This window comes from Streptomyces sp. NPDC059456 (genome assembly GCF_042750055.1).
Lineage (GTDB): Bacteria > Actinomycetota > Actinomycetes > Streptomycetales > Streptomycetaceae > Streptomyces.
This window is the reverse complement of the sequence record NZ_JBHYVA010000823.1, coordinates 1-3,362: the sequence shown is the minus strand read 5'-3', so window position 1 is coordinate 3,362 and position 3,362 is coordinate 1. Positions and strand designations below refer to the sequence as shown.

The window sequence follows — 3,362 nt, the reverse complement described above, 5'->3', positions numbered from 1 at the left end:
GCCCGCGCCCGACCGTCCCCCGCCCCACCCCGCCGACCCCGCCCCCGCCGGAACCGCCCCGCCCCCGCCGGCACCGCCCCCGCCCCCACCGCGTCCGTGTTACCCCGTTCGCCTGATCAGGGCCAGGTACATCGCGTCCGTGCCGTGCAGGTGCGGCCACAGCTGGACGTCCGGGCCGTCGCCCAGGGCCGGGACGCCCGCCATGTACGGCCTGGCGTCGATCAGTTCGGCCTCGATGGGCGAGGCGCCCGCGCCGCGCCCCTTGAGGACGTCGTCCACGACCACCCGGGTCTCCGCCAGGTGCGGCGAGCACGTGGCGTAGCCCACGATCCCGCCGACGCGGACCGCAGACAGGGCCTCCCGGAGCAGGGCGCGCTGGAGCGGGGCGAAGCCCTCCAGGTCCTCGGGGCGGCGGCGCCACCTGGCCTCCGGGCGGCGGCGCAGCGCGCCCAGGCCGGAGCAGGGGACGTCCATCAGGACCCGGTCGAAGGTGCCCGGCCGCCACGGCGGCCGGGTGCCGTCGGCCGTGATGACCTGGTACGGGCCGGGGTTGCCGGCCAGCGCGCGTTCGACGAGGCGCGCCCGGTGCGGCTGCTTCTCGGAGGCCAGCAGGAACGCCCCGCGCCGGGCGGCGAGGGCGGCGAGCAGGGCCGCCTTGCCGCCGGGGCCCGCGCAGCCGTCGAGCCAGCGCTCGTCGCTGCCCTCGACGGGCGCGGCGGCGAGGGCCATGGCCACCAGCTGGCTGCCCTCGTCCTGGACGCCGGCGCGGCCCTCGCGGACGGCCTCCAGCGCGCCCGGCTCGCCGCCTTCGGCCATCCGGACGGCGTACGGCGACCAGCGGCCCGGCAGTGCCGAGTCCTCGCCGACCGCCTCGACCAGTTCCTCGGTCGTGGACCGGCCCGGGCGTGCCACGAGCGTGACCTCGGGGCGTTCGTTGTCGGCTTCGAGGAGGTCCTCGATGCCGGCCCGGCCGCCGCCGAGGGCGTCCCACAGGGCGCTGACGACCCACCGGGGGTGCGAGTGGTAGACGGCGAGGTGCTCCTCGGCGTCCTCCTCGTAGGGCGGGGCCACCCGTTCCAGCCAGCCGTCGAGGTCGTGTGCGGCGATCTTGCGCAGCACGGCGTTGACGAATTTGGCGCGCCCGTCGCCGAGCACCACGCGGGCCAGCTCCACGCTGGCGGAGACCGCCGCGTGGGTGGGGATGCGGGTGCCGAGCAGCTGGTGGGCGCCGAGCGAGAGCACGTCCAGGACCGGCGGGTCGACCTCCCGCAGCGGCCGGTCGATGCAGGCCCTGATGACCGCGTCGTACGTGCCCTGCCGACGCAGCGTCCCGTACACCAGCTCGGTGGCCAGTGCGGCGTCCCGGGCCTGGAAGTTCTCGTCCTGGCGGGCCTTGCGCAGCAGCGGGGGCAGGACGAGGTTCGCGTACGCGTCGCGCTCGTCCACCGCCCGGAGCACCTCGAAGGCCAGGATCCGGACGGGGTCCTTCTTCGGGCGGCGGTACGGCTTGGCCTGCCGCTGGCCTGCGGCGCTGCGCGGGGGACGGGACTGTTCGCTCACGTGAAAGGTGCTCCGGGTTTACGAGGTGCTGCTGTTGACTGCGGGCCGGTGCCCGTTCGGCGACCCGAACGGGGATCCGAACGGGGATCCGAACGGGATGCCGGTACGGATCAGCGTACGTCCGCGGCGCCGACCCGCTCGCCGGGAGCGATCCGTACGCCGCGCGCCCAGTCGGCGCCGCGCATCGGCTTCTTGCCCTGGGGCTGCACCCAGAGCAGTTCCACGGCGTGCGAGCCGGTGCCGACGTACACGTTGTTCTTGGCGGGGGCGAGTTCGCCGGGCGCCAGGTCGGTGCGGTCGGTGACCAGGCCGAGGGAGATCAGCTTGAGCCGCTCGCCGCGGAAGACGGTCCACGCGCCGGGGGCGGGGGTGCAGCCGCGGACGACGCGGTCCGCGCGCATCGCCGGGGCGGTCCAGTCGATCCGGGCGTCCTCGACGGTGATCTTGGGGGCGAGGGAAATCCCGTCGGCGGGCTGCCCGACGGCGCGCAGGGTGCCGTCCTCGATGCCGTCCATGGTGGCGGCCAGCAGGCCGGCGCCGGCGAAGGCGAGGCGGGTCAGCAGGTCGCCGCTGGTGTCGGTGGGCCGGATCTCCTCGGTCAGGTGTCCGTAGACGGGGCCGGAGTCCAGGCCCTCCTCGATGAGGAAGGTGGAGGCGCCGGTGACCTGGTCCCCGGCCATGATCGAGTGCTGTACGGGCGCGGCGCCGCGCCAGGCCGGCAGCAGCGAGAAGTGCAGGTTGACCCAGCCGAGGCGGGGGATGTCCAGGGCGCTCTTGGGCAGCAGCGCGCCGTAGGCGACGACGGGGCAGCAGTCGGGGTCGATGGCGCGCAGCCGGGCCTGGAACTCGGGGTCCCGCGGCTTGGCGGGCTTGAGGACCTCGATGCCGGCTTCCTCGGCGCGCTCGGCGACCGGGCTGGCGACGAGCCTGCGGCCGCGGCCGGCCGGTGCGTCGGGCCGGGTGACGACGGCGGCGACCTCGTGGCGCCCGGAGGCGATCAGGGCGTCCAGGGCGGGCACGGCGACCTCGGGGGTGCCTGCGAAGACGAGCTTCACTGGGTCCTACCTCGCTATCTCGGCTGTCAGCAGCGCACCAGTCTATGGTCCCGGGGGCGGAGGGGGCTCCCCGGCCCGATCGGCGGGCGGCCGGGCGGCCCCTGGCGCCCCGTCAGGGGGCGTACGCACACACACGCGCCTCTCGCATATGCCGACACGCCCCGGAGCGTGACTTCCGTGCCGTTCGGCGCGTTGGTCAAGAGAGATTGACCGAAACCGGGCCGCTGCGATCAGAACGGTGTCTGCGGCCCGATCCGCTCTTCAGCACCGGTTCGAGAGGCTTCTTCATGGCCGACCACGCCACCCACGACGCCCAAGCACGGGCCAGTCTGCACCTCCTGGTGCGGGACATCGAGCGGGTTCGCCGGCAGGTGGATGCTCTGCGTACGCTCACCGCCCAGCTCGGCAACGTGTACCGCCCGCGCCGCTCGGGTCCCTCCACGGGCTTCGTCGTCTACGGCCGGGCTCCCGCACCCACCGTCCGCCTCGCGCAGGAGTTGCGGGACAGCGTCGAGACGCTGGTGACCGCAGCAGTGGACTTCGACCGCTCGCTCGGCTTCTCGTGGGACGCGGTGGGTTCCGCGCTCGGCGTCACCAAGCAGGCCGTGCACCGCCGGTACGGGGCCCGCCGGGCCCAGGCCGCGGAGTCTGCGGAGCCGCTGGCCGAGGGTACGACCACCCGGACCCTCGGGCCGCTGCCCACCGTCCCGGCGGCCCGTTCGGTGCCGCCGCAGCCGGTGCGCGAGG

The 3,362-nt window shown here is 75.2% G+C and carries 3 protein-coding genes; 1 reads left to right on the top strand and 2 read right to left on the bottom strand.

The window, feature by feature from the left end; translation table 11 throughout:
- Positions 1-99 precede the first annotated feature (99 nt).
- Both ACFXA3_RS39085 and fmt read right to left on the bottom strand, forming a co-directional pair.
- The gene (locus ACFXA3_RS39085) at positions 100-1,560 is read right to left on the bottom strand and encodes an RsmB/NOP family class I SAM-dependent RNA methyltransferase (protein ID WP_385195581.1); all 1,461 of its coding nucleotides are present in this window, start codon (positions 1,558-1,560) and stop codon (positions 100-102) included.
- Positions 1,561-1,670: 110 nt separating this feature from the next.
- Positions 1,671-2,615 (bottom strand): methionyl-tRNA formyltransferase, encoded by a 945-nt coding sequence (fmt, locus tag ACFXA3_RS39080; protein ID WP_385195579.1) that lies wholly within the window; start codon positions 2,613-2,615, stop codon positions 1,671-1,673.
- A 287-nt stretch (positions 2,616-2,902) separates the two neighbouring features.
- Here fmt and ACFXA3_RS39075 point away from each other — a divergent pair.
- The coding region (locus ACFXA3_RS39075; RefSeq protein ID WP_385195576.1) for a hypothetical protein at positions 2,903-3,362 on the top strand (460 nt) is incomplete at its 3' end.